General features: G+C 41.0%; 21 protein-coding genes and 2 pseudogenes. 10 read left to right on the forward strand and 13 right to left on the reverse strand.

The window, feature by feature from the left end; genetic code table 11:
- Positions 1-7: 7 nt before the first annotated feature.
- Positions 8-820: a rhomboid family intramembrane serine protease gene (locus ABJ384_RS04170; RefSeq protein WP_349929025.1), complete on the reverse strand. Its 813-nt coding sequence runs from the start codon at positions 818-820 to the stop codon at positions 8-10.
- 79 nt (positions 821-899) lie between these two features.
- Here ABJ384_RS04170 and mtgA point away from each other — a divergent pair, with 79 nt between their 5' ends.
- Together mtgA and ppk1 are read left to right on the forward strand one after the other, a co-directional pair.
- Positions 900-1,574, forward strand: a complete 675-nt coding sequence (mtgA, locus tag ABJ384_RS04175; protein ID WP_180042938.1) for a monofunctional biosynthetic peptidoglycan transglycosylase — start codon at positions 900-902, stop codon at positions 1,572-1,574.
- A gap of 116 nt (positions 1,575-1,690) precedes the next feature.
- Positions 1,691-3,772 (forward strand): polyphosphate kinase 1, encoded by a 2,082-nt coding sequence (gene ppk1, locus ABJ384_RS04180; protein WP_349929027.1) that lies wholly within the window; start codon positions 1,691-1,693, stop codon positions 3,770-3,772.
- A gap of 939 nt (positions 3,773-4,711) precedes the next feature.
- Here the strand turns inward: ppk1 and oxyR are convergent.
- From oxyR to rubA, 4 genes are all read right to left on the reverse strand, one after another.
- The gene (gene oxyR, locus ABJ384_RS04185) at positions 4,712-5,617 is read right to left on the reverse strand and encodes a LysR family transcriptional regulator OxyR (RefSeq protein ID WP_349929029.1); all 906 of its coding nucleotides are present in this window, start codon (positions 5,615-5,617) and stop codon (positions 4,712-4,714) included.
- 6 nt (positions 5,618-5,623) lie between these two features.
- Positions 5,624-6,568 carry an esterase EstB gene (gene estB / locus ABJ384_RS04190; protein ID WP_349929031.1) on the reverse strand — a complete coding sequence of 315 codons (945 nt, stop codon included), beginning with the start codon at positions 6,566-6,568 and terminating at the stop codon, positions 5,624-5,626.
- A gap of 56 nt (positions 6,569-6,624) precedes the next feature.
- Positions 6,625-7,803, reverse strand: coding sequence for a rubredoxin reductase RubB (gene rubB / locus ABJ384_RS04195; protein ID WP_349929033.1), 1,179 nt, complete (start codon positions 7,801-7,803; stop codon positions 6,625-6,627).
- 73 nt (positions 7,804-7,876) lie between these two features.
- Positions 7,877-8,041 (reverse strand): rubredoxin RubA, encoded by a 165-nt coding sequence (gene rubA, locus ABJ384_RS04200; protein ID WP_086195931.1) that lies wholly within the window; start codon positions 8,039-8,041, stop codon positions 7,877-7,879.
- A gap of 521 nt (positions 8,042-8,562) precedes the next feature.
- Between rubA and ABJ384_RS04205 the strand changes: the two genes are divergently transcribed.
- Entirely contained in the window at positions 8,563-9,105 is a 543-nt protein-coding gene (locus ABJ384_RS04205; RefSeq protein WP_166167506.1) for an adenine phosphoribosyltransferase, read from the forward strand.
- Positions 9,106-9,146: 41 nt separating this feature from the next.
- Here the strand turns inward: ABJ384_RS04205 and ABJ384_RS04210 are convergent, their stop codons facing one another.
- Positions 9,147-9,653, reverse strand: a complete 507-nt coding sequence (locus ABJ384_RS04210; protein ID WP_086195930.1) for a YqiA/YcfP family alpha/beta fold hydrolase — start codon at positions 9,651-9,653, stop codon at positions 9,147-9,149.
- Between the two features lie 787 nt (positions 9,654-10,440).
- Between ABJ384_RS04210 and lysS the strand changes: the two genes are divergently transcribed.
- Positions 10,441-11,970: a lysine--tRNA ligase gene (gene lysS / locus ABJ384_RS04215; RefSeq protein WP_349929036.1), complete on the forward strand. Its 1,530-nt coding sequence runs from the start codon at positions 10,441-10,443 to the stop codon at positions 11,968-11,970.
- Positions 11,971-12,304: 334 nt separating this feature from the next.
- On the opposite strand, the gene trpS is transcribed toward lysS, so the two are convergent.
- Complete coding sequence (gene trpS, locus ABJ384_RS04220) at positions 12,305-13,318, reverse strand: tryptophan--tRNA ligase (RefSeq protein ID WP_349929038.1); 1,014 nt, start codon at positions 13,316-13,318, stop codon at positions 12,305-12,307.
- 198 nt (positions 13,319-13,516) lie between these two features.
- Between trpS and ABJ384_RS04225 the strand changes: the two genes are divergently transcribed.
- Both ABJ384_RS04225 and ABJ384_RS04230 read left to right on the forward strand, forming a co-directional pair.
- On the forward strand, positions 13,517-14,443 hold the full coding sequence (locus ABJ384_RS04225) for a DUF808 domain-containing protein (protein ID WP_349929040.1): 927 nt from the start codon (positions 13,517-13,519) through the stop codon (positions 14,441-14,443).
- A 51-nt stretch (positions 14,444-14,494) separates the two neighbouring features.
- Positions 14,495-15,400 (forward strand): neutral zinc metallopeptidase, encoded by a 906-nt coding sequence (locus ABJ384_RS04230; protein WP_349929042.1) that lies wholly within the window; start codon positions 14,495-14,497, stop codon positions 15,398-15,400.
- 46 nt (positions 15,401-15,446) lie between these two features.
- Here the strand turns inward: ABJ384_RS04230 and ABJ384_RS04235 are convergent, their stop codons facing one another.
- Positions 15,447-16,004, reverse strand: a complete 558-nt coding sequence (locus ABJ384_RS04235; RefSeq protein ID WP_349929044.1) for a hypothetical protein — start codon at positions 16,002-16,004, stop codon at positions 15,447-15,449.
- A 237-nt stretch (positions 16,005-16,241) separates the two neighbouring features.
- Here ABJ384_RS04235 and ABJ384_RS04240 point away from each other — a divergent pair, with 237 nt between their 5' ends.
- Together ABJ384_RS04240 and ABJ384_RS04245 are read left to right on the forward strand one after the other, a co-directional pair.
- Entirely contained in the window at positions 16,242-17,741 is a 1,500-nt protein-coding gene (locus tag ABJ384_RS04240) for a cation:proton antiporter (RefSeq protein WP_180176535.1), read from the forward strand.
- An 82-nt stretch (positions 17,742-17,823) separates the two neighbouring features.
- Entirely contained in the window at positions 17,824-18,159 is a 336-nt protein-coding gene (locus ABJ384_RS04245; protein ID WP_166167487.1) for an MGMT family protein, read from the forward strand.
- Between the two features lie 68 nt (positions 18,160-18,227).
- On the opposite strand, the gene ABJ384_RS04250 is transcribed toward ABJ384_RS04245, so the two are convergent.
- A complete protein-coding gene (locus ABJ384_RS04250) occupies positions 18,228-18,668 on the reverse strand; it encodes a universal stress protein (RefSeq protein WP_166167484.1) in 441 nt (146 codons plus the stop codon).
- Between the two features lie 323 nt (positions 18,669-18,991).
- Between ABJ384_RS04250 and ABJ384_RS04255 the strand changes: the two genes are divergently transcribed.
- Positions 18,992-20,410: a P-loop NTPase fold protein gene (locus ABJ384_RS04255; protein WP_349929046.1), complete on the forward strand. Its 1,419-nt coding sequence runs from the start codon at positions 18,992-18,994 to the stop codon at positions 20,408-20,410.
- Here the strand turns inward: ABJ384_RS04255 and ABJ384_RS04260 are convergent.
- Together ABJ384_RS04260 and ABJ384_RS04265 are read right to left on the reverse strand one after the other, a co-directional pair.
- Positions 20,407-21,033, reverse strand: coding sequence for a CatB-related O-acetyltransferase (locus tag ABJ384_RS04260; RefSeq protein ID WP_349929048.1), 627 nt, complete (start codon positions 21,031-21,033; stop codon positions 20,407-20,409). The two genes, ABJ384_RS04255 and ABJ384_RS04260, sit on opposite strands and share 4 nt — an antisense overlap.
- A gap of 166 nt (positions 21,034-21,199) precedes the next feature.
- Positions 21,200-21,502: pseudogene (locus ABJ384_RS04265) on the reverse strand (RidA family protein).
- On the opposite strand from ABJ384_RS04265, the pseudogene ABJ384_RS04270 reads away from it, so the two are divergent.
- Positions 21,471-21,602, forward strand: a pseudogene (locus ABJ384_RS04270) (TetR/AcrR family transcriptional regulator); the annotation flags it as partial. The pseudogenes ABJ384_RS04265 and ABJ384_RS04270 sit on opposite strands and share 32 nt — an antisense overlap.
- Positions 21,603-21,703: 101 nt before the next feature.
- Here ABJ384_RS04270 and greA read toward each other — a convergent pair.
- A complete protein-coding gene (gene greA, locus ABJ384_RS04275) occupies positions 21,704-22,180 on the reverse strand; it encodes a transcription elongation factor GreA (protein ID WP_086196278.1) in 477 nt (158 codons plus the stop codon).
- Between the two features lie 95 nt (positions 22,181-22,275).
- Positions 22,276-25,506 (reverse strand): carbamoyl-phosphate synthase large subunit, encoded by a 3,231-nt coding sequence (gene carB / locus ABJ384_RS04280; RefSeq protein ID WP_349929050.1) that lies wholly within the window; start codon positions 25,504-25,506, stop codon positions 22,276-22,278.
- Positions 25,507-25,510 lie beyond the last annotated feature (4 nt).

Raw genomic sequence — 25,510 nt, forward strand, 5'->3', positions numbered from 1 at the left:
ATGGGCATTAAAAATGCAGTTGTGCCCGCATAGCAGCCAATATTTGCCGCCAGACTGGTTCCAGAATCTGCACTTGCTGCATGCAGTAAGCATACAGCAAATAACAACTGATGATGCCTACTGCCATGCCTACTACAAAAGCCAAATTGGGTTTATGTATTCTTTGTCCCACATACCAGATTATTGTGAGCAGCGCACCCATCAACATGCCGCCAATATGTGCGGCATTGTTAATTCCGGCGATGGTAAAGCCAATCAACAAATTGATGCCCATAATCATCAGCAAGGTTTTTTTATCTAAAATAAATCGCTGCTTCGGTAACATGGGAAATAAGGATAAAACTGTCAATGCACTGCCAATACCCATCACGGCACCCGATGCACCGGCACTGACGGTGGGAAGAAGTGTAGGGTCATTGCTTTGCAAGAGTGCAAAGGTATTCTGAATATCGATGAAACCGCTGAGTAAACTGCCCATCAGACCGGCAAGAATATAAAGTCCCAGATAATAAAACCGGCCTAACAGCTGTTCAGCCACACTGCCAAAAATATACAGTGCCCACATGTTCAGCATTAAATGGATCAGGCCAAAATGAAAAAACATGCTTGTAAACAGGCGAGTGGGTTCCTCTAAAAAGGTTAAAGGTGCATAATCAGCACCCCAATGAATCGCATCGACCAGACTTGGAGTCGTAATATTGACTCCACTCAGGACTTGCCAGAGAAATAAACCGACATTGATGGCAATAAAAACTGCCGTCAGCCACCAAAGATGAACCTCGGGTTTAGTTCGAATGGGAGGGGGAGAAAGTTCGGCCATGCTATTCTTTTATAATCTTTGCTATATTCAGCATCCAGCTTAGCACGAAAAAAACAGATTTTTGGAGTAACTCACTGACATGAAAGCTTTTATTGTTCGTAGTTTGTTAATACTTGTCAGTCTGGTGCTTTTGGTTCAACTGTGGATTTTTTCAAGTTTGCTGTGGTGGCGCACCCATCCGGTTGATACCACCATGATGATGCGTCTGGATTATTGGTCCGAACCTTCGAAACCGATTAAACATGAGTGGCGTGATTATGATCAAATCAGTGATTATATGAAACATGCCGTGGTTGCTGCGGAAGATGGAAAGTTTTTGCAGCATAAAGGTTTCGACTGGGAAGGCATGCAATTCGCCTTGGAACGCAACAAAGACAAGGGTAAGGTGGTAGCCGGCGGTTCAACCATTTCCCAGCAACTGGCCAAAAACCTGTTTTTATACAATAAGCGTTCCTTCCTGCGTAAAGGACAGGAAGCGGTTGCCACCTGGATGATGGAACGCATGTGGTCAAAACAGCGCATTTTGGAAGTCTATCTCAACTCGGTAGAATTTGGCGACAATATTTATGGCATAGAAGCGGCCACCCAGCATTATTTTGGCAAAAGTGCGCGTAGCCTGAGTCGTGAACAGGCGGCATTTTTAGCAGCCATTTTACCTAACCCTAAATATTATCAAGATCATCAACATGATAAAAAATTACAATATCGTAAACGCATGATTCAAAAATATATGCGTTATAGCCATATTCCCTAATTTAGGATTTATTTTCAAAAAGCCCAGTGATTTGGGCTTTTTTTTATGAAATTGTCATAAATTTGAAGCATACTTATGAAGATACGGACTACTTTCGAATAATCATAGGTTAGGGTATGAATACGGCTGCTAATACGACTCCGGCGCAAATAGAATATACATATAATGATCGCTACATTAATCGTGAGCTTTCTATTCTCGACTTCCATTTGCGGGTATTGGAGCAAGCGGTCGATCCTTTGCATCCTTTGCTTGACCGGATGAATTTCCTGCTGATTTTCTCGCGTAATCTGGACGAATTTTTTGAAATTCGCGTTGCTGGGGTGATGGAGCAACTGGACTTGGGTAATGAAAGCCGTAGTCCGGATGGTTTAACCCCTAAACAGGTGCTGGATATCATTTCCAAAACCACGCATGAGGCAATTGACCGTCAATACCGTATTTTAAATGAACAAATTTTGCCTAAACTGCGTGAAGAAGACATCTGTTTCTTGCGTCGCGGTGAATTAACCCCGGCACAGTCGGCTTGGATCAAAAAATATTTTCAGGAACAGGTAGCCCCCGTTCTGACCCCGATTAGTCTGGATCCTGCACATCCATTTCCACGTCTGGTTAACAAAAGTCTCAACTTTATTGTGACCCTAGAAGGTAAAGATGCTTTTGGCCGTCAGATTGATCTGGCTGTAGTACCTGCACCGCGTTCATTGCCACGTGTCGTGCGCTTGCCGGATGAACTTACTGGGGGGAAAGAGCATCATGTGATGCTGTCTGCGATTATTCATGAGCATGTTTCAGACCTGTTCCCGGGCATGACGGCAACGGGTTGTTACCAGTTCCGTGTCACCCGAAATGCCGATTTAGCCTTAAACGAAGATGTAGAAGACTTGGCCAAAGCCCTAAAAGGGGAGTTAAATTCGCGTCGTTTTGGCCGTGCGGTACGTTTGGAAGTGACTCATAACTGCCCGAAACATATCTATGACTATTTGCTGGATGAGTTTGATCTGGAAGAAGAGCAACTGTATAAGGTTGATGGCCCAGTTAACTTGGCGCGATTATTGTCCAATTTTAAGCGTCCACATTTACGCTATGATTCACATACGCCTATTATTCCGAAAGTGCTGAGAAAATCTGAAAATATTTTTTCTGCTATGCAGAAACAGGATATTTTACTCCATCATCCGTTTGAATCTTTTGCACCAGTCATTAACTTGTTACGTGAAGCAGCACGTGATCCACAAGTTTTAGCCATCAAGCAAACGCTATATCGCAGTGGTCCGGATTCTGAAATTGTTCAGGTCTTGGCGGAAGCAGCACGTAATGGCAAGGAAGTGACGGCAGTCATTGAACTCCGTGCCCGTTTCGATGAAGAATCCAATATTGAAGTGGCGAATGTACTGCAAGAAGCTGGAGCAGTCGTCGTGTATGGCATTGTGGGTTATAAAACCCATGCCAAAATGATTCTGGTGGTGCGCCGTGAAAACAATAAGCTGGTGCGTTATGTACATTTAGGTACAGGTAACTACCATGCCGGCAATGCCCGTATTTATACCGACTATGGTTTGCTGACCACAGACAAAGAGCTTTGTGAAGATGTGCACCGCATTTTCCAGGAATTAACCGGTATGGGGAAAATGGCAAAACTGAAAAAGTTATTGCATGCTCCTTTTACCTTGCATGCTCAGCTGATTAATTTTATTGATGATGAAATTGCCAATGCCAAAGCCGGTAAGCCTGCACAAATTATTGTCAAGGTGAATGCCTTAACGGAAATGCAACTGATCAATAAATTATATGAAGCATCGCAAGCCGGTGTACAAATTGATCTGATTATCCGTTCAATCTGCTGCCTGCGTCCCGGTTTGCCTGACCTGTCTGAAAATATTCGGGTACGCTCCATCGTTGGCCGTTTCCTTGAGCATACCCGTGTCTATTACTTCTTGAACGGAGGAGATAGCCGGATTTACTGTTCAAGTGCAGACTGGATGGATCGAAACCTGTTCAATCGTGTGGAAGCCTGTTTCCCGATTGAAGATGCGGTATTGAAAAAACGCATTTATCAGCAAGGTTTACTGAATTATTTAAAGGATAATCAGCAAGCGTGGTTACTGCAAAGTGATGGTACATGGTTACGTGCACAGGTTGCCGAAGGAGAAGCAGCACATAATGCACAGCGTATATTATTAGAGATGATTAAATAATCCACAATAGTGTCCCCATCTCAAATCAAGGAGTCTTTGGATTCCTTGATTTGATTGATTTATTCATAAATTATTCCCAATAAATCATCCTCAACTTAAAAAATGAAGGTTCTACGCTGGCAATTTTTCTGTAGATATTTTTAATATTGTTTTTCTAATGGATGATTAAAAAAGGGTTGATCTTCTATCATCATGATAGAAACGGTTAATAGTAGTTCACTAACAAGCTTGTATTCACAATGGTTGTATATTTTATCGAATTACTTTGTTATAAAACTAAACAAAACTGCTACCCTTGAAACTGGTGAATTTATAAAATAAAAGTAAATTTAAATATATGTAAAGTAAAGGATATTTATATATAAATTATTTTATTTTATTTTATTTTATTTTGACTTGCTTGTTGTTGGGTTATTTTCTTGTGCAAAGTACAGGCATTCTTATAAATGATGAAAAATACCCAATTATAGGGATATTAGAAGTGATATTTAGCTTATAGCATAACAGTGCTTTTTGTTTGGGTTGACTCAACAATACTGTTTCAACTCCAAGGGCTACAATATTTCTATTACAATCAGAGTAATGGAAATATTTTACCTTACATGGCTTATCTGGGTGGATAAGCTATTTTTTTACCTTTCATTTTTAAATGAAACATAAAATACCTATTATCAAGTATATAAAGTAGTTGAATGGTTGCCTGGAATTGCTCACTTTTGATGGTGTTTGCAATTCAGAAGTGAGTAATTTCTTGAATGTAGTTTTCTCTATTTATTCCTATGTATGAGAAGTTGTCCATTTGTTTTAATTAAGGTTTATCCGGAGTGCTAAGCATTTTTTTATAAAAAAAATAAGGCATTTGATTAAAAAAATGAGCCTGCATACTTTACATTAAGCATAAAAAAAGGAGCCGTTGCTCCTTTTAATAGATTGAATCTTTTAATGAAGACTTTGGGTGATTTTTTGCAAGATTTGTAACAGGACATCAAACTCGCTTTGCAATGGGGTACTTTTACGTGTCACCAGGGCAAGGGTACGGCTTGGCGCTGCCTCTATAGGTTTCACTACCAAGTCTGAATTGGCTTTAATCATATGGGTATGAATCGCAATTTCAGGAAGCAGGGTAAAGCCCAAGTCTGAACAAACCATTTCTATCAGTGTCGGCAATGAACTTGCTTTTAAGCGATGATCATTTTTGCGTTCACCAATTGGACAGGCACTTAACACATGGTTGCGTAAACAATGACCTTCTTCAAGTAATACCAAGCGCGATAAATCCAGATCATCCAAACTGCGGGCATTCTGCGCATTCTGATCTGCTTTATGATAAACCAGATACAGATTTTCTTTTGCAATTTCTGCAACTTTTAAGCCACGTGTGTCAAAAGGCAATGCCAACACGATCATGTCCAAATTACCATGTTCGAGTTTTTCGACAATTTTTTCACTTTGTGCTTCGTGCAAGTGCAACTGAATTTTAGGAAGTTGTTTATGCACTTCATCTAGCAGTTGCGACAGAATAAAAGGTGCAATTGTGGGAATAATCCCTAAATGTAGATCACCTGTTAAAGGTTCGCTCATTTCACGACTTAAACGCATCAGGTCTTGGGCGTCTGCCAAAAGAACACGGGCTCGTGCAACAACCTGTTCGCCAAGCGGAGTTAAACGTACATTTTGGCGATCGCGTTCAACAAGTACTCCACCTAGCAAGCGCTCTAACTCCATGATCCCGCCAGACAAGGTTGACTGGGTCACAAATGAACGGCGCGCAGCTTCAGTAAAATGCAGCGTTTCAGACAGTGTAACGAGGTATGACAGCTGTCTTAAAGAGGGTAATGCAGCCATAGTGTCCTAATGTTTTGATTTAAAGTGATCAGCAAATAATCCGCTTAGATATGGAATAAAATGCGGTGGGATATCATGCCCCATTCCCTCAATTAATTCAAACTTAGCATCAGTAATTGCCTTTGCAACTGCTTTGCCATGACTCGGTGGCAATAAACGATCACGAGAGCCATGTACCACGAGGGTAGGTTGCTGAATTTGCTTACCCAATTGTAGCAAAGAACCTGTACATAATATTGCTAAAAACTGTTGAAGTACACCCGCTGGATAGTAACTTCGTTGATATAATTTGCGTGCTGTCTGAATAATTTCCAGTTGATTGATATATCCAGGTGAGCCAATAATGTTAAATACCTTCACGCTATGGTTCACAATGCCTTCTTCATCAGTCGATTCTGGTCTGCCAATCAGGCCAAACAGCTGTTTGGGAAAAGGCGGCGGTAACAGCGGCTGATTGTTACTAGTAAACATCAGGCCCAGATTACTGACTTTTTGTGGATGTTTTGCTGCCAGAATTTGTGCAATCATGCCTCCCATGGAAGCGCCAATGACCGAGACTTGTTGCAGACCCAAACGATCAATTAGTAGTGCTGCATCTTCTGCCATATCATATAAGTTATAGGGCGCACCTTGATTTTGTAAGCCTAAGGCAAAACGTCCCATCAATTTCAATGTGTTGAGACGTGGACCAGAATGACGGATTTTGGAAGACAAGCCAATATCGCGGTTGTCAAAACGAATTACGCGATAACCTTGGTCAATCAGGGATTTGCAGAAAAAATCAGGCCAAAACAACATTTGCGCACCTAAACCCATAATCAGTATGATGGCAGGATGTTCCGGATTTCCACCCATTTCCACATGAAGTTCAACGCCATTACCTAAATTGACTTTGGTTTCATGCATAAAAGATGTATAGGGAGAACCCGTAAAACTGAGTGCGCTATCCATTGTTATTTTCCTAAAAAAGGACATTTTGCTGAAAAAATGTCCTTGGTATTAAAATCTTAAACTGCAGCAGGAATCAAGTCCGGCACCAGTTTGGTGAGAATCAAACGCTGTTTGGCAGCACTTGGTCCCAACAAGACAAAACCACGTAATGTATTTTCACTATCGATGGCTTTAGCAATCATGCCATCTTCGAGTTCTTCTGTTTCCCAGTTTACATCAACGTCCACAGGTGCAGGAAGTACTGTAAGAGGTGCCGCAGGTGTTTTGACCGCAACCGGCATTGCTGGGTAATGCACATGGGTTTTTTCACCATTTAAGGTTTTGGCTAAGGCACGTGCCTGTTGCATAATTGGCATGACATACGGCAACAGCAAACCATTGACTTCGGCGCAGTCCCCAATGGCATAAATATCTGCCTGGTTGGTTTCCAGATGGCTATTGGTCAAAATACCGCGACTGCAATGAATATCAGCAGCTTTTGCTAACTCCAGATTCGGGTGTAAACCAATCGCAGAAAGCACAATGTCAGCAACCACAGACTGACCATTGGCTAACGTGATTTGATAATCGCCTTTTTCTACTTTGATGACTTTTTCAACCGTGGTGCCCAGAACAAAGTGAATACCGGTATCCTCAAGTTTTTCCTGGAAAGACGTTGCAACATGGGCGGGTAATAGGCGGCCCAAAGGTTGAGGAGCCAAATCAATCACAGTCACTTGATGGTCTGTGTTTTGCAAGTCATTGGCAAATTCACAGCCAATCAGACCAGCACCTAAAATCACCACACGTTTATCATGATGTTGATCCAGATTTTTACGGAATGCCTTGTAGTCCTCTAAATTATTGACGACATGAATATCATCACTGCCATCGCCTGCAATCGCTACGCGAACAGGATGAGCACCCACTGCAAGAACCAGTTTGGCATAAGGCTGAGTACTTTGCTGACCATCTTTTTCTAAAATAAGCTGATGTTGGGCTGCTTGAATTTCTTTGACCCAGGTATGTGCTTCAATACGCATATTCAGTTGCGTTGCCATTTTAGCTGCATCGCCTAAAGCAATTTGTTCAGGTGCCTTGTTCCCAGCTAAAGCATTGGAAAGTGTCGGTTTGGCATAGTTTACCGCATCATCTGCACAGATCATGACCAGCTCATGCTCGGGATTAAGCTTGCGAAATTCACGTGCTGCGGTATAGCCGGCCATACCAGAACCAATGATGACGATAGGATGCATATTATTCTCCAGACTGTTTTTCTTTAATAAGACATAAAAAAAGACCATTCACTATGGTCTTTTGTATCAATAATCAGACTTCTACCATTTCGAAATCAACTTTTGATACACCACAGTCCGGGCAGGTCCAGTCATCCGGGATGTCTTCCCATTTGGTCCCTGCGACAATCCCATCTTGTGGCCAACCTTCAGCTTCGTCATAAATCCATCCACAAACGATGCATTGATATTTCTTCATTTGACTCTCCAAAACACTGACTTTTCAAAAATATGCGGTCAGTAATATTCCATATACTGTGTGACTCTATTGATATGACTTTCAATGTACACATTCAAGCAAATTTTTACGCAGTTCTGTCTACAATGTAAAGCAAATATCGGAGTTTAAGGACAGAAATTGAAACCAGAATTGCTGAGCAGGACAAAACTGGTCTTTAAAGCATGAAAATAGTCAGAAGTGGAGCAATATAAATTAGCTTTCCTTTTTAAACAGTGCGACAAACAAAATTTTGGCTCCCAGCGTAGTTAAAGTTGATGAGGGTCTTTATAGACTAAGGTCGTGCAGAAAAAAAACACGTATTTGTTATTCTATGATTGGATAAATCTATACCTATTATTTATTTAAAAAATTAAATAACTAAATCAGTAAGTTATAATTTTGTGATTATTTTTATTATGGTTTAAAAGTAAGCGCTGACTGGTCATAGGCCTAATAAAGCGTTAAAATTCATATATTCTCTTTTAAAATACTTTTCTCCCATGAGCAATCTGTCTACAACTTTGTGGTCTAACATTCGTACGGTCCAGGATTTCCCTAAACCAGGTATTTGTTTTTATGACTTGACTCCATTATTTATGGGAAACATTGAGTTATTAACCGATGCTTTAGTTGCCAGTATTCCTGCTGAAAAATTGGCAGAAGTCGACAGTTTTGTCGCAGTTGAAGCGCGTGGTTTTGTACTTGCAAGTTTATTGGCGCAACGTTTGGGCAAAGGTTTATTGCTGGTTCGTAAAGCAGGAAAATTACCACCACCAGTGGTTGGTGTCGGTTATAGCCTGGAATATGGCATGGACCGTCTGGAAATGTCGGCTGATGTTCAAGCGCAAAAAATCATTATCGTAGATGATGTGTTAGCCACTGGCGGTACGCTAAAAGCAGTTAAACAGTTAGTGAATAAATGCGAGCATGAAGTTTTAGGGGCAAGTGTTTTTCTGGATTTGCCAGATTTGCATAATGACCTGGGCTTAGATATTTGGTCGGTATTAGATGAAAAATCGCAACCAGAACAAGCCGTTGCTTGATTAAAGCATGTGAAAAAAGCCTTGGTTATTCCAAGGCTTTTTTATTTTTTCAGAAAATATGTCTGCATATGCAGAAGCAGGCCATTGATATTTTCTGGACTGGCTAAACGATGATGCCCACCTTCGACGGCCTGAACCTGCATATAGGGTTCAAGTTGCTGTTGTACAGCATACATATCCAGTTCTTCATCGCCTAATTCCAGATAGGCAATTTGTGCAATATCATGTTCCAGATCATCTTCGCTAATAGGTGGATAATCAGCACGAAAGTCTGGGCTTAAGCTGGGATTGGCAATAATCGCCGGAATTTTGTATAGGACTGACATTTTCAAGGCCCAGTAAGCCCCCAAACTATGGCCAATCAGAATTTCCGGTTGAATTTTGGCAATAATTTCCCGGTAAAAATTAGCGACGGTTTGAAAATTTAGGTTGCGATAATCTACATCGATACAATATTTATGATCGGCGTTAATAGCATGGAATCTGGCTGATTCACGCGAAGAATCGAGTCCATGCAAAAATAGGATTTTTAAAGGGCATGTCGTCATTTTTTTAGTTCATACTTTCTTTATTCACAAAGATAGACACAGTTGAATAGATTACTTTTCAACTATTTTTCTTGAATCTATTGTAAGTGACTTGGCTGAACAAAGAAGTTAGCTTTTGGTCTAAGGTGTATTTCAGATCAATCTAATAAATTTAATTTAAAGATAAATTATTTATTAAAAATAAATACTTGGTGTTATTGATTGTTCAACTCAGTATTCAATAACAAAATGTAGCTATGATGTAAAAAATGGTTTCTCTACTTTTATGGACAGCATGTTTTGGAGAGTTGGCCACGCTATGGAAACATTAAGTTATGCAATTTTACTTGCAGCCTTTACCTTAAAAGTACGGCAGGTATATGGCCTCCTTAGCTATAGCTAATGGACCTACGGCAACGGGTATGGTTGCTACGATTGAGCGTTTGGAAGAGTTGAAATTGGTGATCTTTAAACATTTAGGTAGGGTTTGAGAGAGTATTAAAGATTTGGAAGGTGAAGAAGTTAAAAAATGGAAGGGTGCTTTAAAGAAATATGTTCTGGAGCAGATAGATGGAAAAAACATACTCAGGGTGAATGTAGATAGGTCTAAAGACTATCGGGAAATGATGGAAAACGGGTTTAAAAGGGTTATGAGAGTGTTAAACAGTTCGCTGAAGCTTAGCCTGATAAAGTAAAGAATGCTGTTTTTAGCAAATCCGTGCATTTGTATGGCAATTAGACATTCGAAATTTGCACTAAATCTGCTATGCTATGCACCTTCCGTTTTTTACATATATTTGAGGCAGAGATGACGCAACATAACGCTCAATCGACTTCTGAACAACACATTTCCGAAAACGATTTAATTGCACAGCGTCATGCCAAGTTAAAGCAGATTCAAGACCACGCAAAAGAAACTGGTATTAGCCCATGGCCGAACGCGTTTAAGCGTGAGCACTATGCACAGGATTTACAAGACCAATTCGCTGAAAAATCTAAAGAAGAAATTGAAGCTGGCGAAAAATTTTATGTAAAAGTAGCGGGTCGTGTGATGTTGAACCGCGGTTCATTCATCGTGATCCAGGACATGACTGGCCGTATTCAGCTTTATGTTGCACGCAAAGAACTTGCACCTGAAGTACTGGAAACCATCAAGAGCTTAGATCTTGGTGACATCATTGCCGTTGAAGGTTATATTGGCCGTTCAGGTAAAGGTGACCTGTATGTACACATCGAGCAATTTGAACTTTTAACCAAGTCACTGCGTCCACTTCCAGACAAATTCCATGGTTTAACCGATACCGAAGTTAAATATCGTAAACGTTACCTAGATTTAATCGTAAACGAAGAAACCCGTAAAACCTTTGAAATTCGTGCCAAAGTGGTTGCAGGAATTCGTAACTACTTAAGCAATGAACGCTTCATGGAAGTGGAAACACCGATGATGCATGTGATTCCAGGTGGTGCTTCTGCGCGTCCATTTGAAACGCATCACAATGCCTTGGACATGCCTTTGTTCTTGCGTATTGCGCCTGAGCTTTACTTGAAGCGCTTGGTGGTTGGTGGTTTTGAACGTGTATTCGAGATTAACCGTAACTTCCGTAACGAAGGGGTTTCAACCCGTCATAACCCAGAATTCACCATGATTGAATTCTATCAGGCTTATGCAGACTATAAAGACTTGATGGCTTTAACTGAAAATATGCTTGAGAAACTGGCGCTAGATATCCTGGGTACGACAGACGTTCCTTACGGTGAAGAAGTGTATAGCTTCAAGGGTCCATTCAAGAAAATTTCGATGTTTGATGCCATTTTGGAACACAACCCGCAATTTACTCCTGAAAATGTCAATGACCGTGAATTCCTGGCTAAATTTGTTCAGGAAGAATTGAAAGAACAGGTGAAACCTGGTTTTGGCTTGGGTAAACTTCAAACTATCGTATTTGAAGAAACAGTGGAAACCAAACTGCGTCAACCGACATTCATTACCGAATATCCAGCGGAAACTTCCCCATTGGCACGCCGTAATGATGAAAATCCGCACATTACTGACCGTTTTGAATTCTTTATTGGTGGTCGTGAGCTGGCGAATGGTTTCTCGGAATTGAATGACCCGATTGACCAGGCAGAGCGATTCCAGGCACAGGTTGCTGAAAAAGATGCCGGCGATGATGAAGCAATGCACTTCGATGCAGACTTTATTGAAGCACTTGAATACGGTCTTCCTCCTACAGCAGGCGAGGGTATTGGTATTGACCGTTTGGTGATGATTTTTGCCAATGCACCAAGTATCCGTGACGTGATTTTGTTCCCGCATATGCGTCATAAACATGCATAAGTGGTGAAGATTAAAAACCCGCTTCATGCGGGTTTTTTATTGCCTGAAACTTATGATGGCTTGAAAATCAGGCAAAAAAATACGCAATGATTGGGGTGATCATTGCGTAGAACAACGAATCTGTTTGCACAGTTCGGTTAAGGAGAATGTTAGAACTAGGGGTAGCTCTAAGCATTTAAGACATCTTAAAATGAAGGCTGAGTCATTTCATGATGCTTTCAGTTAAGTTGTGTTAATTCAGGTTAATCACTCTGGGTTAGTGTGATTGATTGCTCATTTTTAGCTATAAAAAAGCCCCTCTGAAAAAGAAGGGCTTTTAAAAAATATACAGTGTTTAAAAGTGGAAAACGCCAAGTCCTGCTTTCACTTCATCAAGCGTTTGCTGGGTAATATCACGGCACTTGTCAGTCCCGGTTTTTAGAATATCCATGATGTAGTCAGGATCTTTCTGTAATTCCATACGGCGTTCACGAATAGGGCCAATCAGTTCTTTCAAAATGCCTTCAAGACGTTTTTTCACCGTACCATCGCCCAAACCGCCACGACGATAATGTGCTTTTAACTCTTCCAGCTCTTCTTTATTGGTATCGAAAGCATCTAAATAAGTAAATACCACGTTGCCTTCCACCTGACCCGGATCTTCAATACGCAAATGATTTGGATCGGTATACATGGCATTCACAGCTTTTTTGATGTCCTTGTCAGAAGCATCCAGCACAATGGTATTGCCCAACGACTTCGACATTTTTGCTTTACCGTCGAAACCAGGTAGACGACCCACATTAGAAAGCAGTGCCTTACATTCAGGTAAAATTTCATGACCAATCTGACGGTTTAAACGACGCACGATTTCGTTGGTCTGTTCGATCATTGGAATCTGGTCTTCGCCCACAGGTACGACAGTGGCTTTAAATGCTGTAATGTCAGCGGCTTGTGCTACAGGGTAACACAGGAAACCTGCCGGAATATCGCGCTCAAAACCGCGCATCTGAATTTCAGATTTAATGGTCGGATTGCGCTCTAAACGAGATACAGTGACAAAGTTTAAATACAACATGGTCAGTTCATTCAGTGCTGGCAAGCAGGACTGAACACAGATAGTAGTTTTGCTCGGGTCAATACCTACAGCCAAATAATCTGTTGCCACTTCAATAATATTACGGCGTACTTTTTCAAAGTTATCGGCGTTGTCGGTTAAAGCTTGGGCATCAGCAAGAAGGAGATGTTGATGGTGAGAATCCTGTAAACCTACGCGTGAACGTAAAGAACCTACAAAATGACCTAAATGAAGTTGTCCGGTTGGGCGGTCGCCAGTCAAAATAACAGGACGATTGTCTTGATTACTCATTATCTCTCTATTCCAAAGTAGTGAACACTACATACTTATATGCTGATGTATTGCCTTATTGTACGGCATAATGTTTTTGAATGTCAGGCACTATAAAAACAGATCATTGAAAAAATAAGAACAATTTAATGATGTGGATACAGTTTTTTTGAATCTTTCTCTTTAAAATAGCCGATAGAACCTTTAGGGATAACAGGAATGGCGAGTAGTTTATTAATATTATTAGATGATATTGCAACTGTTTTAGACGACGTTGCTGTCATGAGTAAAATGGCGGCAAAAAAAACCGCAGGCGTATTGGGTGATGATCTGGCACTCAATGCCCAACAGGTGAGTGGCGTGCGTGCAGAGCGTGAGCTGCCTGTGGTTTGGGGGGTAGCCAAAGGCTCTTTTGTGAATAAGCTGATTCTGGTGCCTTTGGCGTTACTGATTAGTGTGATCGCGCCGTGGCTCATCAATCCGTTATTGATGGTTGGTGGTCTGTTCCTGTGTTATGAAGGGGTAGAAAAAGTGCTGCACAGTTTGCAGCATAAAAAAGCCACGACGGAAGAAGCAGCTGAAGCAGAATTCAATGCCATTGAAACCGATTTGGCCAAGTTCGAGAAAGAAAAAATCAAAGGGGCGATTCGTACCGACTTTATTTTGTCTGCTGAAATTGTAGTGATTTCATTGGGTACCGTTGCAACAGCTGCTTTTGGTACTAAGGTTATGGTGCTTTCAGCGATTGCAATTATCATGACCATTGGGGTATATGGTTTTGTCGCCATGATTGTCAAAATTGATGATTTGGGCTTGTACTTAACCGAGCAGGCTTCAAGCTTCAAACAGGCGATTGGACGTGGATTGCTGGCGTTTGCTCCAAAACTGATGAAAACTTTGACCATTGTTGGCACTCTTGCCATGTTCTTGGTTGGGGGCGGAATTATTACCCATACCATTCCATTATTTCATCATGTGACCGAAGACTCTGTCGATTATGTACAACACCTTCCTACAATGGGCAATATTATTGGCGCAGTGACTCCCACCTTAATTAATCTGGGGATTGGTTTTGTTGCTGGATTGTTGGTTTTAGTTATGGTTAGCGTTATTCAGAAGATGAAGTCCAAGTCAAAACAGGCTTAATGATGAAAAAGCTCACTAAAATAGATTGAGCTAATTCTAAGGAAAAGCACTATGCGCTGGAAAGGACGTCGAATCAGTAGCAATGTAGAAGACCGTCGTGGTGGTGGCAGAGCTAAAGCAGGCGGGATCAGTATCTTGGGGCTGATCGTCGCATTCGTGGCCTGGAAGTTTTTTGGAGTTGATCCTCAACAAGCCTATCAGGCCACCAAACAGGTCACTTCACAATCACAGTCGACCGAAACCAAAAGTCTGGAGAATCCAAGCCCGGAACAGCAGGAAGCCATGGATTTTGTCGGTACCGTATTGGCAGATACCGAAGATACCTGGAGCCAAGTGTTCCAGCAGCAGCTTAATGCGCAGTATGCCGCACCGAAACTGGTGATGTTTAATGGCATCGTGGATTCGGGCTGTGGCACCGCACAATCTGCCATGGGGCCTTTCTATTGTCCTTCGGATCAGAAAGTGTATATCGATACGGCTTTCTTTAAAGATATGCGTCAGCAAATGGGCATATCCGGTGAGCAAAACAGCACGGAATTGTCCCGCCAGGATCAGGCCGGTGATTTTGCCCAGGCTTATGTGGTGGCTCATGAAGTGGGACATCATCTGCAAACGCTGTTAGGTATTTCAGCACAAGTGCAAAAAGCCCGTGCCCAATCGAGTGAAGTACAAGGCAATCAGCTTTCTGTACGTCAGGAATTACAGGCAGACTGTTTTGCCGGCATCTGGGCGCATCATAACCAGCAACGTACCCAGTTCTTGGAGCAGGGCGATATTGAAGAAGCCATGGATGCAGCGCATAAGATTGGTGATGACTATTTACAGAAACGTGCGACCGGGCAGGTGGTACCCGATAGTTTTACCCATGGCAGCAGCCAGCAGCGCATGAAATGGTTTGAAACCGGGTTGAAATCGGGGAATATCAACGATTGTGATACTTTTAATCAAGCCATTTAAATAGAAATGAAGCATTAAAAAAGAGGATATTAAATCCTCTTTTTTGTTAACCATGAATAAACTGTTTAAAGTTTCGGATGATTCGAATCGATACATACAGTGCTGCCAATGCAAACAGTGCCATACTAAACAGATGATATTTTAAATCTGAAATATCAGCCTGATAAAATTGCTGAATTTGCGGCTTGGAATAAGACCATTGCTGCTGCTTTTGGGTACGACTATCTTGATAACTAACCTGCTGGATATAATGCTGCTGACCTACTTTTAATAGCTCTAATTGCTGGATTTGTCGGGTATGGGATTGGTTATATTCATCTGTACAAATATCTTGCAGATAATGCTGGCAGTTTAATTTGGCAATATAACCATTCTGTGCGATCACAATATAAATGGCCTGATCCGGACGTTGATTATTCGAGACCAGCACCAGTTGTTTGTCAGGTGTAGATTTTAAGGAAATCTGCGTGGCGTACTGAAAAGCTTGATCTGCTTTTATAATTTCTTGGCTTTTTGAAAAAATACTCAAAAATAAAGTCAAGGTAATAAGAAAAATGATCCCTGCAAAAAAAAGCCGAAATATGGTTTTAACTGTTTGATGCATGGTTAAATTCAACTTAATGTAGAGAGAAATGAAAGAAACGAGGAGATACTAAATAAATGGATCTTGGGCTATGTTAAATCATTGCTAAAAATATGTAAAAAAACTTAACTATTTTGTGGGTCAAAGAAAAAATGGTTAAACTGATTCGGTGAATAAATAGTATTGAATTAAATATTTATTTGGAAATGGTGGGATGCGTTCGCTTTATTCCAATCAATCGCTCAAATTGGAACTTTAATGGGAAATTTCTTTTTTCTTCAGGTCTTTACAGTTATTTTTGCGCTTTCAATTGCAACAACTATTTTTAATAAGCGTATTTTAGGTTTCCCACAGGCGATAGGTGTACCCATTGTTTCGGCAATTTTCGTCTTTATTTTACAATGGGGTGCTAGTTTACTCAGTGGCAACAAGTTCATCACCATTAATATTCACAATATTGAAGAAGCAGTTCGTCATATTGATTTCTATGATTTTTTAATCAATGGTGTGATCTGTTTTATCCTGACCTCTTCCGCTTTAAAATTTAAAGTGTCCGATTTAAAAAGCCACTGGAAGCCGATCAGTATTTTGGCCAGTATTGCATTGGTGCTGTGTGCGGTGTTTTTTGGTGTCACTTTATATGGCTATCAATTCCTGATTGGCAAGCATGTCGATTTACTGGTGCTTTTACTGTTAGGCGCTGCATTGGGTGCGACCGACCCGATCGGAATTAAAGGTGTACTCAGTTCGGTACGTGCACCGCATCACCTGATGGTTAAACTGGAAGGTGAATCACTGTTTAATGATGCCATGTGTATCGCCGTATTCATGACTTTATTATATGTATTGCAGGGTGAACATTTTACCATTATAGGTACTTTGCAAACTTTGCTTTACGAGATTGTGGTGGCCATAATTATTGGCTGGGGTTTTGGTCTGGGCATTTTAAGATTGCTTCGTGGCAAACACGAAATGGAATCTCTGATTTTAACCACGGCATTACTGGCTTGTGGTTCATATTTGGTGGCTTTATTCGCTCATGCCTCTGCACCAATTGCCTGTGTGATTGGTGGTTTGGTGGTCGGGAACAAGTGGAAAGAAATTTTACAGGAACGTGAAATTCGTGAAGTCAACCATTTCTGGCATACGGTTGAAGGAATCATCAATTCCTTCTTGTTCACCTTGATTGGTCTGGAACTGTTTATTCTGGATTTAAGCATTAGTTTAATTCTGGGCGGTATTGTCGCATTCCTTATTCTGCATGCTTCGCGCTTTGCTGCCAACTATCTGTCATTTGCATTTTTCCCGAACTTTAGAAACAAAAGCTATAACGGCAGTTTGGCAATTTTATCATGGGGCGGGGTGCGTGGCGGAATCTCGCTTGCCTTGATTCTGGCGGTGGCGAATATTCCTGAACTCAGTGAGTACAGCAGTATCCTGGTAGGCTATACCTTTATTGCCGTTTTACTTTCCGGCGTAGTCTGTGGACTGGGTTTACCTGCGGTCATGAATGCCTTTTATTATAACCCCAATGAAGAAACCACGGGTTTTAAGGGCTGGTATCAACGCTTGTGTCATAAAATGAACCGCAAAGGCTTTCAGTATATTGTTGGTGAAGATGCCAACGGTAATGAAACTATTACCGTATATAACCCGGATGCCTTAATTGATAAAAAAGCCGAAGATGGTGTTGCAGTCATGCATAATCCAGAGAAGGTGCAAGTCGTGAAACGTTTGGAAAGTCCGGATAATTTCTAAGTGTAAAACACAAATAAAAGAAGCTCATAACGGGCTTTTTTTATAGCTTGAAAGTTTAAATGTGATGATTTAAGGAGCTTATATGCCAGAACATTCAGGTCGCTCCAGTGATGAGTTGGCGCGTCAAATTCTGCAAGTGGTTGCCTTAATTCCATATGCTAAAGTGGCCAGTTATGGACAGATTGCCCGTATGGCAGGTTTGCCCAAACATGCGCGTTTAGTCGGTTATGTATTAAAACATCTGGATGCAGAGGCGGAAATTCCCTGGCATAGGGTTATCAATTCTCAAGGAAAAATTAGCCTAAGCAAATTAAATGAAAGCGGAGAAAATATTCAACGATTAAAATTAGTGGCAGAAGGGGTAATGGTGATTGGAGATAAAATTAATTTAAAACAATATCAGTGGATGAATAGTTGATAGAAACTGTAGATGATCAGAATAAAATTTTCCCACCTTTAGTTAAAGATGGGAAATATAAGGGAATATTATTGGCGAACAATCAGCACCGGAATATGAGATTCTCCGAGTACGCTTTGAGCAACGCTACCCAAGAACAATTTTTTCAGACCTGTACGGCCATGTGAACCAATGATGATCAAATCAGCATGGCTATCTTCAGCAGCTCTCACAATTTCACGGTGAATCACTTGTCCTTCAAGAAGTTTAGTTTCTACTTCAAGGCCTTGTTCATTGAATTTTGCCTTTGCTGCTGCTAGCGAATCAACAATCGCATTACGAGCACGTTCAATCAAGTCATTGGTTTGGCTAGCAGAAATGTATTCTGCTGCGATATACGGATCAAGTGCTAAAACTTGAACTACTGTAATTTTGCTGCCAAATGCTTTAGCAAACTCAGCTGCTTTAGCCACTGCTGCATAAGCTGTTTCTGAACCGTCAACTGGTACTAAGATATTTTGATAAGCCATGTGTATTTCTCCTTATAATCCTTACTAAAATGTATCGTATTAAGACTAGAACTTCTTGTTCAATAAAAACGTTTGAAATTTGATACTAGCTGTATTTCTATTAAAATAAAACCTAGTAATTTCATGGGGATAATTTATTCCCTAAAACAATTTTATAATTTAATCTATCATGATTTTGTTTAAAAACTAGCGGGCTTAAAACTAAAGTCTGAGGAAATTGTAAGCAGATTTTTTATTTGCAACTATCTGTAAAAATAGATGTGAACAGTTGTTTAAAATTGTCATATCATAAATGTAGTAACTTATTAATAATGAATTAAAAAATGCATGAAAAAGATCAATTAAATTGGCAACGTGACAATTTTGAAAATATTAATGAAGCTTGGGAAGGGGATTTATGGGATCGGAAACGTTTAGGGGAACAACTGACTAACTATGTAGATCGTTTGCAATGTGGTGCTGTTTTGGCATTAGATGCACGTTGGGGGGAAGGTAAAACATGGTTTGTAAGGCACTGGAAAAAGCATTTGGAAGATGAAAAGCATAATGTTATTTATTTAGATGCTTTTGCAAATGATTATTTAGATGATCCTTTTTTAGTGATTAGTTCTGAGATCACAAGTTGTTTATCTAAAGATTGTGATCTTGACCAAAAACATATAGATGCTTTTAAAGGAAAAGCTGCAGCTGCATATCACGCATTGTTACCTAGTTTACCTAAGGTTCTATTAACTTTAGGATTGAATTTAATTAGTGGTGGAGTTTTAGGTACAGCTGTACAAGAGGCTTATAAGGTTGGAGAGAAAGTTGTTGAGTCTGCAACTGATGAAATAGGCGATAAAATAAAAGAAAGCATTGAAGAAAAAATAGAAGCACATGAAGCAGATAAAAATACTTTATTAGCATTTAAACAGCAACTATCTCAACTAGCTGAAGATTTAGATAAACCATTAGTATTCATTATTGATGAGCTTGATCGTTGTCGTCCTGATTTTTCAATTCGTTTAATTGAAAGGATTAAGCATTTTTTTGATATTCCAAAAATTGTTTTTATTTTAGTGGTGAATAAGCCTCAGTTTGTTAGTGGTATAAGGCATATTTATGGTTATGGTGAGGATGAATCAACAATATATTTGGAAAAGTTTGTAGATTTTGAAATTCCACTGATTTCAAATAAGAGTATTCAGGAAAGCACGAAAAATGCTTATGAGATTGTTGCAAAAAATTTTATATCAATAGGAGAGGATTGTTCTGATATTCACTTTATTTTTCACCAAGCGGTGGTTGAAAATTTAAATAATAGAGAATTAAAGCGGAAAATTAATATTTATGCATTATTGAAAACGAAATCGATAGAAAAAAATATATTTTTAGCGTTAGCTATTGCTAGTAATAAGCGGGATCTTTTAAGGAAGTTGAGTGAAATATATGTAAGAGTTGTAAAATTAGAAAGTGGGAATCAAAATATTTCAGCTGTTCCTGAACAAAATTATGATATTGAAAAATTTAGATTGATAGTTAATGAACATTACAAAATTGAATTAAAGGTCGTAGTTGATTTTTATTCAGAAATTAAAGAGTTGATGGTCAGTAAAACCCAGTATCATATCCATAATTACGTTGAAAGAAGAGCAGAATTCTTGAACAAATATGCTTTATCACCTGTAAATAATATGGATGATCATCTATTTTTATCTCAATACCTAAATTATTTAAAAACGAATTTTGATACGGATGATTAATTATTAGGTTGAAAAAATTTAACAATAGAATCAACCTCATCCGTCTGCAACTGCTCACGCATTTTTAAAAACAGCTTTTCATCCATGTCATAGAGCTTAAGGGAAAGCAGTTTTTCTATAGCATCAGAAGGAAAACGGTATTTAATAATTTTTGCAGGCACGCCACCGACCACAGCATAAGGTGGTACGTCTTTGGTGACCACTGCACCTGTAGCAACCACAGCACCTTCACCCAGCTTCACGCCTTGCATAATCATGGCACGAGAGCCAATCCAGCAACCATCACCAATCACGGTGTCACCCGCAGGCACAAAACTACGGGTATCGAATGGAAAGGCTGAAATCCAGTCGGTACGGTGCAACTGGTTGCCACCCATCATGATCACGCACTCTGCGCCAAAACAGACAAAGTTGCCGATATAAAGCTGATCGATAGGCTTTTCTGATGTAGCGGCCTTGTCATGCAGGTAACGCACCACACAACGCTCAAATCCCTGATCCCAATAGGCTGAGTAATAGCTGTAATTGCCCTTGATATGAATGTTTGGATTCTTCACCGTTTTCGAGATGAATTCGAATTCGCACCAGTGATTCACAGGGGAATTAATTAACTTTTCAGACATAAAAGAATCATAGGTTAAAAGGACAAGGAATTATACCCAATTGGACTGCAATCGGGCAGGGTTGTAGTCGTGTTAAAAGTCAGGAGATAAAAGCTTAGAGGTTAATTTTAATGGCTTGTGAAGGAATACGAGCGATCACTTTGATTTCGAAGTCAAAGCCAGCGAGTCAGGTCACGCCAACCGCCGTCCAGTTCGGGTAAGGCTTTTGTGTAAAAATCTAGTGTTTAACTTTCATAATGGTTTTAAATTGCTGTTCAGGATCGGTATGAAAGGTGGTGATATCAACAATATTATCGAAGCTGCAACTTGCTGCAGCCAGTGTATTGCTGAGATTGCTAAAGGCTAACTCTAGCTGTTTTTCAAAATCAGGTTCAGGGCTACCATCTTCGCGGCTACCAACTTGTCCAGAGACAAAGAGTAAATCTTCCGATTTAATTGCAGCGGCCGTATTTTTAAATGGTGCTGCCATGAATGCGGCACTGTGGGTCGCCTCAAGTGAGCATCCTGACAAGGTCCTGCCTGAGGCATTACATGCATTTCAGTTATTTGCATCGGGACTTTTAAAATAAGCTGGAACTCAGCTTTCTGTAGCAGAAGGCTGAATATGCACTGAATATAAAAAACCCCCTCATCCGAGGGGGTTTTACAGCTTAAAATATCTATTTAAAACTTAGATATATTCAACTTTCACAATTTCGTATTCAACTTCGCCTTGCGGAGTAACGATTTTCACTTCGTCGCCTTCGTTTTTACCCAACAGGCCACGTGCGATCGGAGAGTTTACTGAGATCTTGTTGATCTTAAAGTCCGCTTCGTCATCGCCAACAATTTTGTAAGTCTTCTGTTCTTCTGTGTCGATATTTTCAATCGTTACCGTTACACCAAAAACCACACGGCCATTTTGCTCAAGCGTTTTTACATCAATGACTTGGCACGCACCGAGTTTACCTTCGATGTCCTGAATACGACCTTCACAAAAGCCTTGCTGTTCACGCGCTGCGTGGTACTCTGCATTTTCTTTCAAGTCCCCATGTTCACGTGCTTCAGCAATCGCTGCAGTAATACGTGGACGGTCAATACTTTTTAGTTGGTGTAATTCTTTCTCTAGGGCAATTTTGCCTTCAGGAGTCATAGGATAACGTTGCATTGTTGTCCCTCTAAGTTAAATTAAAAAAAATACAGCTGGTTTATAAATAAAAAAAGCCCGCCACCGAGAGGTAGCGGGACTTCTCGGTAACTTAATTAACCTTTGGTAAGGTCTTGCAAGCGGTAAACATCCATCGGCAATTTAATTGCTAAAGCCTGACATACAGCGTCTGCGCCATTCAAAGTTGTTGTGTGATACACCTTACCTTGAAGAGCAGAGCGGCGGATCGAGAATGAATCCTGCTGAGCTTGTTTGCCTTCAGTTGTATTGATAATGAGGTGAATCTCGCCATTTTTCAAGCGGTCAACAATATTTGGACGGCCTTCAGTTACTTTATTCACACGTTCACATTCAATACCTGCTGCTTTAATCACGTCATACGTGCCGCCAGTCGCAAGAATTTTGAAGCCGAAACCAGCTAGCTGCTTCGCAATACCAACAGCACGAGGCTTGTCAGAATCACGTACAGAGATGAATGCATGCTTCACTTCACCTTCGGTTGGAAGGCCAGGTAAGCGTTCATTCGCGCCTAGTACAGCTTTGTAGAATGCTTCGCCGAATGTTTTACCTACACCCATCACTTCGCCAGTCGATTTCATCTCAGGGCCAAGGATTGGGTCAACACCCGGGAATTTGTTGAATGGGAACACCGCTTCTTTTACAGAGAAGTGTTCAGGAATAATCTCTGAAGTGAATCCTTGAGATTCTAGAGATTGACCCGCCATACAACGTGCAGCAACTTTCGCTAAAGATTCACCGATACACTTAGAAACGAACGGTACAGTACGAGACGCACGTGGGTTCACTTCAAGAATGTAAACATCAGTGCCTTTAACCGCAAACTGAACGTTCATCAAACCGATTACGCCAAGCTCTTTCGCCATGGCAATCGTTTGACGACGCATTTCGTCCTGTACTTCTTGAGATAAAGAGTAAGGAGGAATCGAACATGCAGAGTCACCTGAGTGAATACCGGCTTGTTCAATGTGCTGCATGATACCGCCGATCACAACGTCTTTACCGTCAGATACGCAGTCCACGTCAACTTCGATGGCATCATCAAGGAAGTGGTCAAGAAGAACAGGCGCTTCGTTCGATGCCTGAACCGCATCACGTAGGTAGCGTTTCAATTCGTCATCATTGTAGACGATTTCCATCGCACGACCACCAAGAACGTAAGAAGGACGCACCACCAGTGGGTAGCCAACTTTCGCCGCTTCAGCCATACCTTCTTCAGCAGATTTTACGATGCTGTTGTTCGGCTGACGAAGTTGCAGACGTTGAATCATTTGCTGGAAACGTTCACGGTCTTCTGCACGGTCAATCGCATCAGGTGATGTACCAATAATTGGCGCACCAGCTTCTTCCAAAGCACGAGCCAATTTCAAAGGTGTTTGACCACCGTATTGTACGATAATGCCTTTAGGCTTCTCGACACGCACGATTTCAAGTACATCTTCCAACGTAATTGGTTCGAAGTACAAACGATCAGAAGTGTCGTAATCTGTAGAAACCGTTTCAGGGTTACAGTTCACCATGATGGTTTCATAACCGTCTTCACGCATGGCAAGGGCAGCGTGTACACAGCAGTAATCGAACTCGATACCTTGACCAATACGGTTAGGGCCGCCACCGATGACCATGATCTTGTCGCGAGTTGAAGGATTCGCTTCACATTCTTCATCGTAAGTTGAGTACATGTACGCTGTATCAGATTCGAATTCAGCGGCACAGGTATCTACACGTTTGTAAACTGGAGTCACACCCAGGTTCCAACGATGTTTACGGAATTGTTTTTGTGAAATGCCCATCAAGCCAGCGATACGAAGATCTGACAAACCTTTGCGTTTAAATGCACGGATATTGTCGGCATTTAAGTCACCAAAACCTAAAGTTTTGATTTGGTTTTCAGTTTTGATGATGTCTTCGATCTGGATCAAGAACCAGCGGTCAATATTTGTTGCAGCAAATACTTCGTCTAGGGTGAAACCGTGACGGAATGCATCGCCTACGTACCAGATACGCTCAGGACCTGGAACTTTAAGTTCTTGCAGGATCTTTTCTTTCGCGCCTTCAGTACCCACTTCGATTTTTTCATCAAAGCCGCAAGCACCCACTTCAAGACCACGAAGTGCTTTTTGCATAGACTCTTGGAAGTTACGACCAATCGCCATCACTTCACCTACAGATTTCATCTGCGTGGTTAAAGTTGCGTCCGCTTGTGGGAATTTCTCGAAGTTGAAACGAGGAATCTTGGTAACAACGTAATCAATTGCAGGTTCGAATGATGCAGGTGTTGTACCACCAGTGATGTCGTTTTTCAACTCATCAAGGGTGTAACCCACAGCCAGTTTCGCAGCAATTTTCGCAATCGGGAAACCAGTTGCTTTAGATGCCAATGCAGATGAACGAGAAACACGAGGGTTCATCTCGATCACAACCATACGGCCGTCTTTCGGGTTAATACCGAACTGAACGTTCGAACCACCAGTTTCAACACCAATTTCACGAAGTACAGCTAAAGAAGCGTTACGCAGTAACTGGAATTCTTTGTCTGTAAGCGTTTGAGCAGGAGCAACAGTGATGGAGTCACCTGTGTGCACGCCCATTGGGTCAAAGTTTTCGATTGTACATACGATGATACAGTTGTCGTTTTTGTCACGAACAACTTCCATCTCGTACTCTTTCCAGCCAATGAGTGATTCATCAATCAATAACTGTTTCGTTGGAGAAAGATCGAAACCGCGTTCACAGATTTCAATGAATTCTTCACGGTTATACGCGATACCGCCACCAGAACCACCCATGGTGAATGATGGACGGATAATGACCGGGAAGCCGAAGCGGGCTTGAATTTCAAGTGCGTGTTCCATTGACTCAGCAACGTCAGCTTTTGGACATTCAAGACCAATTTTACGCATTGCCTGGTCGAAGAGTTTACGGTCTTCAGCTTTTTCGATCGCTTCTTTGGTCGCACCGATCAATTCAACATTGTATTTTTCTAAAATGCCGTGCTCGTCCAGGGCAAGGGCACAGTTCAATGCAGTTTGACCACCCATTGTCGGAAGAACTGCATCTGGGCGTTCTTTCTCAATGATTGCAGCTACAGTTTGCCAGGTAATTGGCTCGATGTACGTTGCATCTGCCATAGAAGGGTCAGTCATGATGGTCGCTGGGTTAGAGTTGACCAAAATAACACGGTAGCCTTCTTCACGAAGTGCTTTACACGCTTGCGCGCCTGAATAGTCAAACTCACATGCCTGACCGATCACAATCGGACCTGCACCGATAATTAAGATGCTTTTAATGTCTGTACGTTTAGCCATGATG

It is taken from the genome of Acinetobacter sp. A1-4-2 (assembly GCF_040233925.1).
Classification (GTDB): domain Bacteria; phylum Pseudomonadota; class Gammaproteobacteria; order Pseudomonadales; family Moraxellaceae; genus Acinetobacter.

Excerpts from the sequence above, each read along its gene's own strand:
- ppk1 (WP_349929027.1), top strand. The coding sequence starts at position 1,691 with ATGAATACGGCTGCTAATACGACTCCGGCGCAAATAGAATATACATAT.
- ABJ384_RS04210 (WP_086195930.1), bottom strand. The coding sequence starts at position 9,653 with ATGACGACATGCCCTTTAAAAATCCTATTTTTGCATGGACTCGATTCT.
- carB (WP_349929050.1), bottom strand. The coding sequence starts at position 25,506 with ATGGCTAAACGTACAGACATTAAAAGCATCTTAATTATCGGTGCAGGT.
- oxyR (WP_349929029.1), bottom strand. The coding sequence starts at position 5,617 with ATGGCTGCATTACCCTCTTTAAGACAGCTGTCATACCTCGTTACACTG.
- ABJ384_RS04250 (WP_166167484.1), bottom strand. The coding sequence starts at position 18,668 with ATGGCTTATCAAAATATCTTAGTACCAGTTGACGGTTCAGAAACAGCT.
- ABJ384_RS04170 (WP_349929025.1), bottom strand. The coding sequence starts at position 820 with ATGGCCGAACTTTCTCCCCCTCCCATTCGAACTAAACCCGAGGTTCAT.
- ABJ384_RS04245 (WP_166167487.1), top strand. The coding sequence starts at position 17,824 with ATGCCAGAACATTCAGGTCGCTCCAGTGATGAGTTGGCGCGTCAAATT.
- greA (WP_086196278.1), bottom strand. The coding sequence starts at position 22,180 with ATGCAACGTTATCCTATGACTCCTGAAGGCAAAATTGCCCTAGAGAAA.
- trpS (WP_349929038.1), bottom strand. The coding sequence starts at position 13,318 with ATGAGTAATCAAGACAATCGTCCTGTTATTTTGACTGGCGACCGCCCA.
- ABJ384_RS04205 (WP_166167506.1), top strand. The coding sequence starts at position 8,563 with ATGAGCAATCTGTCTACAACTTTGTGGTCTAACATTCGTACGGTCCAG.
- rubB (WP_349929033.1), bottom strand. The coding sequence starts at position 7,803 with ATGCATCCTATCGTCATCATTGGTTCTGGTATGGCCGGCTATACCGCA.
- mtgA (WP_180042938.1), top strand. The coding sequence starts at position 900 with ATGAAAGCTTTTATTGTTCGTAGTTTGTTAATACTTGTCAGTCTGGTG.
- rubA (WP_086195931.1), bottom strand. The coding sequence starts at position 8,041 with ATGAAGAAATATCAATGCATCGTTTGTGGATGGATTTATGACGAAGCT.
- ABJ384_RS04260 (WP_349929048.1), bottom strand. The coding sequence starts at position 21,033 with ATGTCTGAAAAGTTAATTAATTCCCCTGTGAATCACTGGTGCGAATTC.
- ABJ384_RS04240 (WP_180176535.1), top strand. The coding sequence starts at position 16,242 with ATGGGAAATTTCTTTTTTCTTCAGGTCTTTACAGTTATTTTTGCGCTT.
- ABJ384_RS04255 (WP_349929046.1), top strand. The coding sequence starts at position 18,992 with ATGCATGAAAAAGATCAATTAAATTGGCAACGTGACAATTTTGAAAAT.
- estB (WP_349929031.1), bottom strand. The coding sequence starts at position 6,568 with ATGGATAGCGCACTCAGTTTTACGGGTTCTCCCTATACATCTTTTATG.
- ABJ384_RS04235 (WP_349929044.1), bottom strand. The coding sequence starts at position 16,004 with ATGCATCAAACAGTTAAAACCATATTTCGGCTTTTTTTTGCAGGGATC.
- ABJ384_RS04225 (WP_349929040.1), top strand. The coding sequence starts at position 13,517 with ATGGCGAGTAGTTTATTAATATTATTAGATGATATTGCAACTGTTTTA.
- lysS (WP_349929036.1), top strand. The coding sequence starts at position 10,441 with ATGACGCAACATAACGCTCAATCGACTTCTGAACAACACATTTCCGAA.
- ABJ384_RS04230 (WP_349929042.1), top strand. The coding sequence starts at position 14,495 with ATGCGCTGGAAAGGACGTCGAATCAGTAGCAATGTAGAAGACCGTCGT.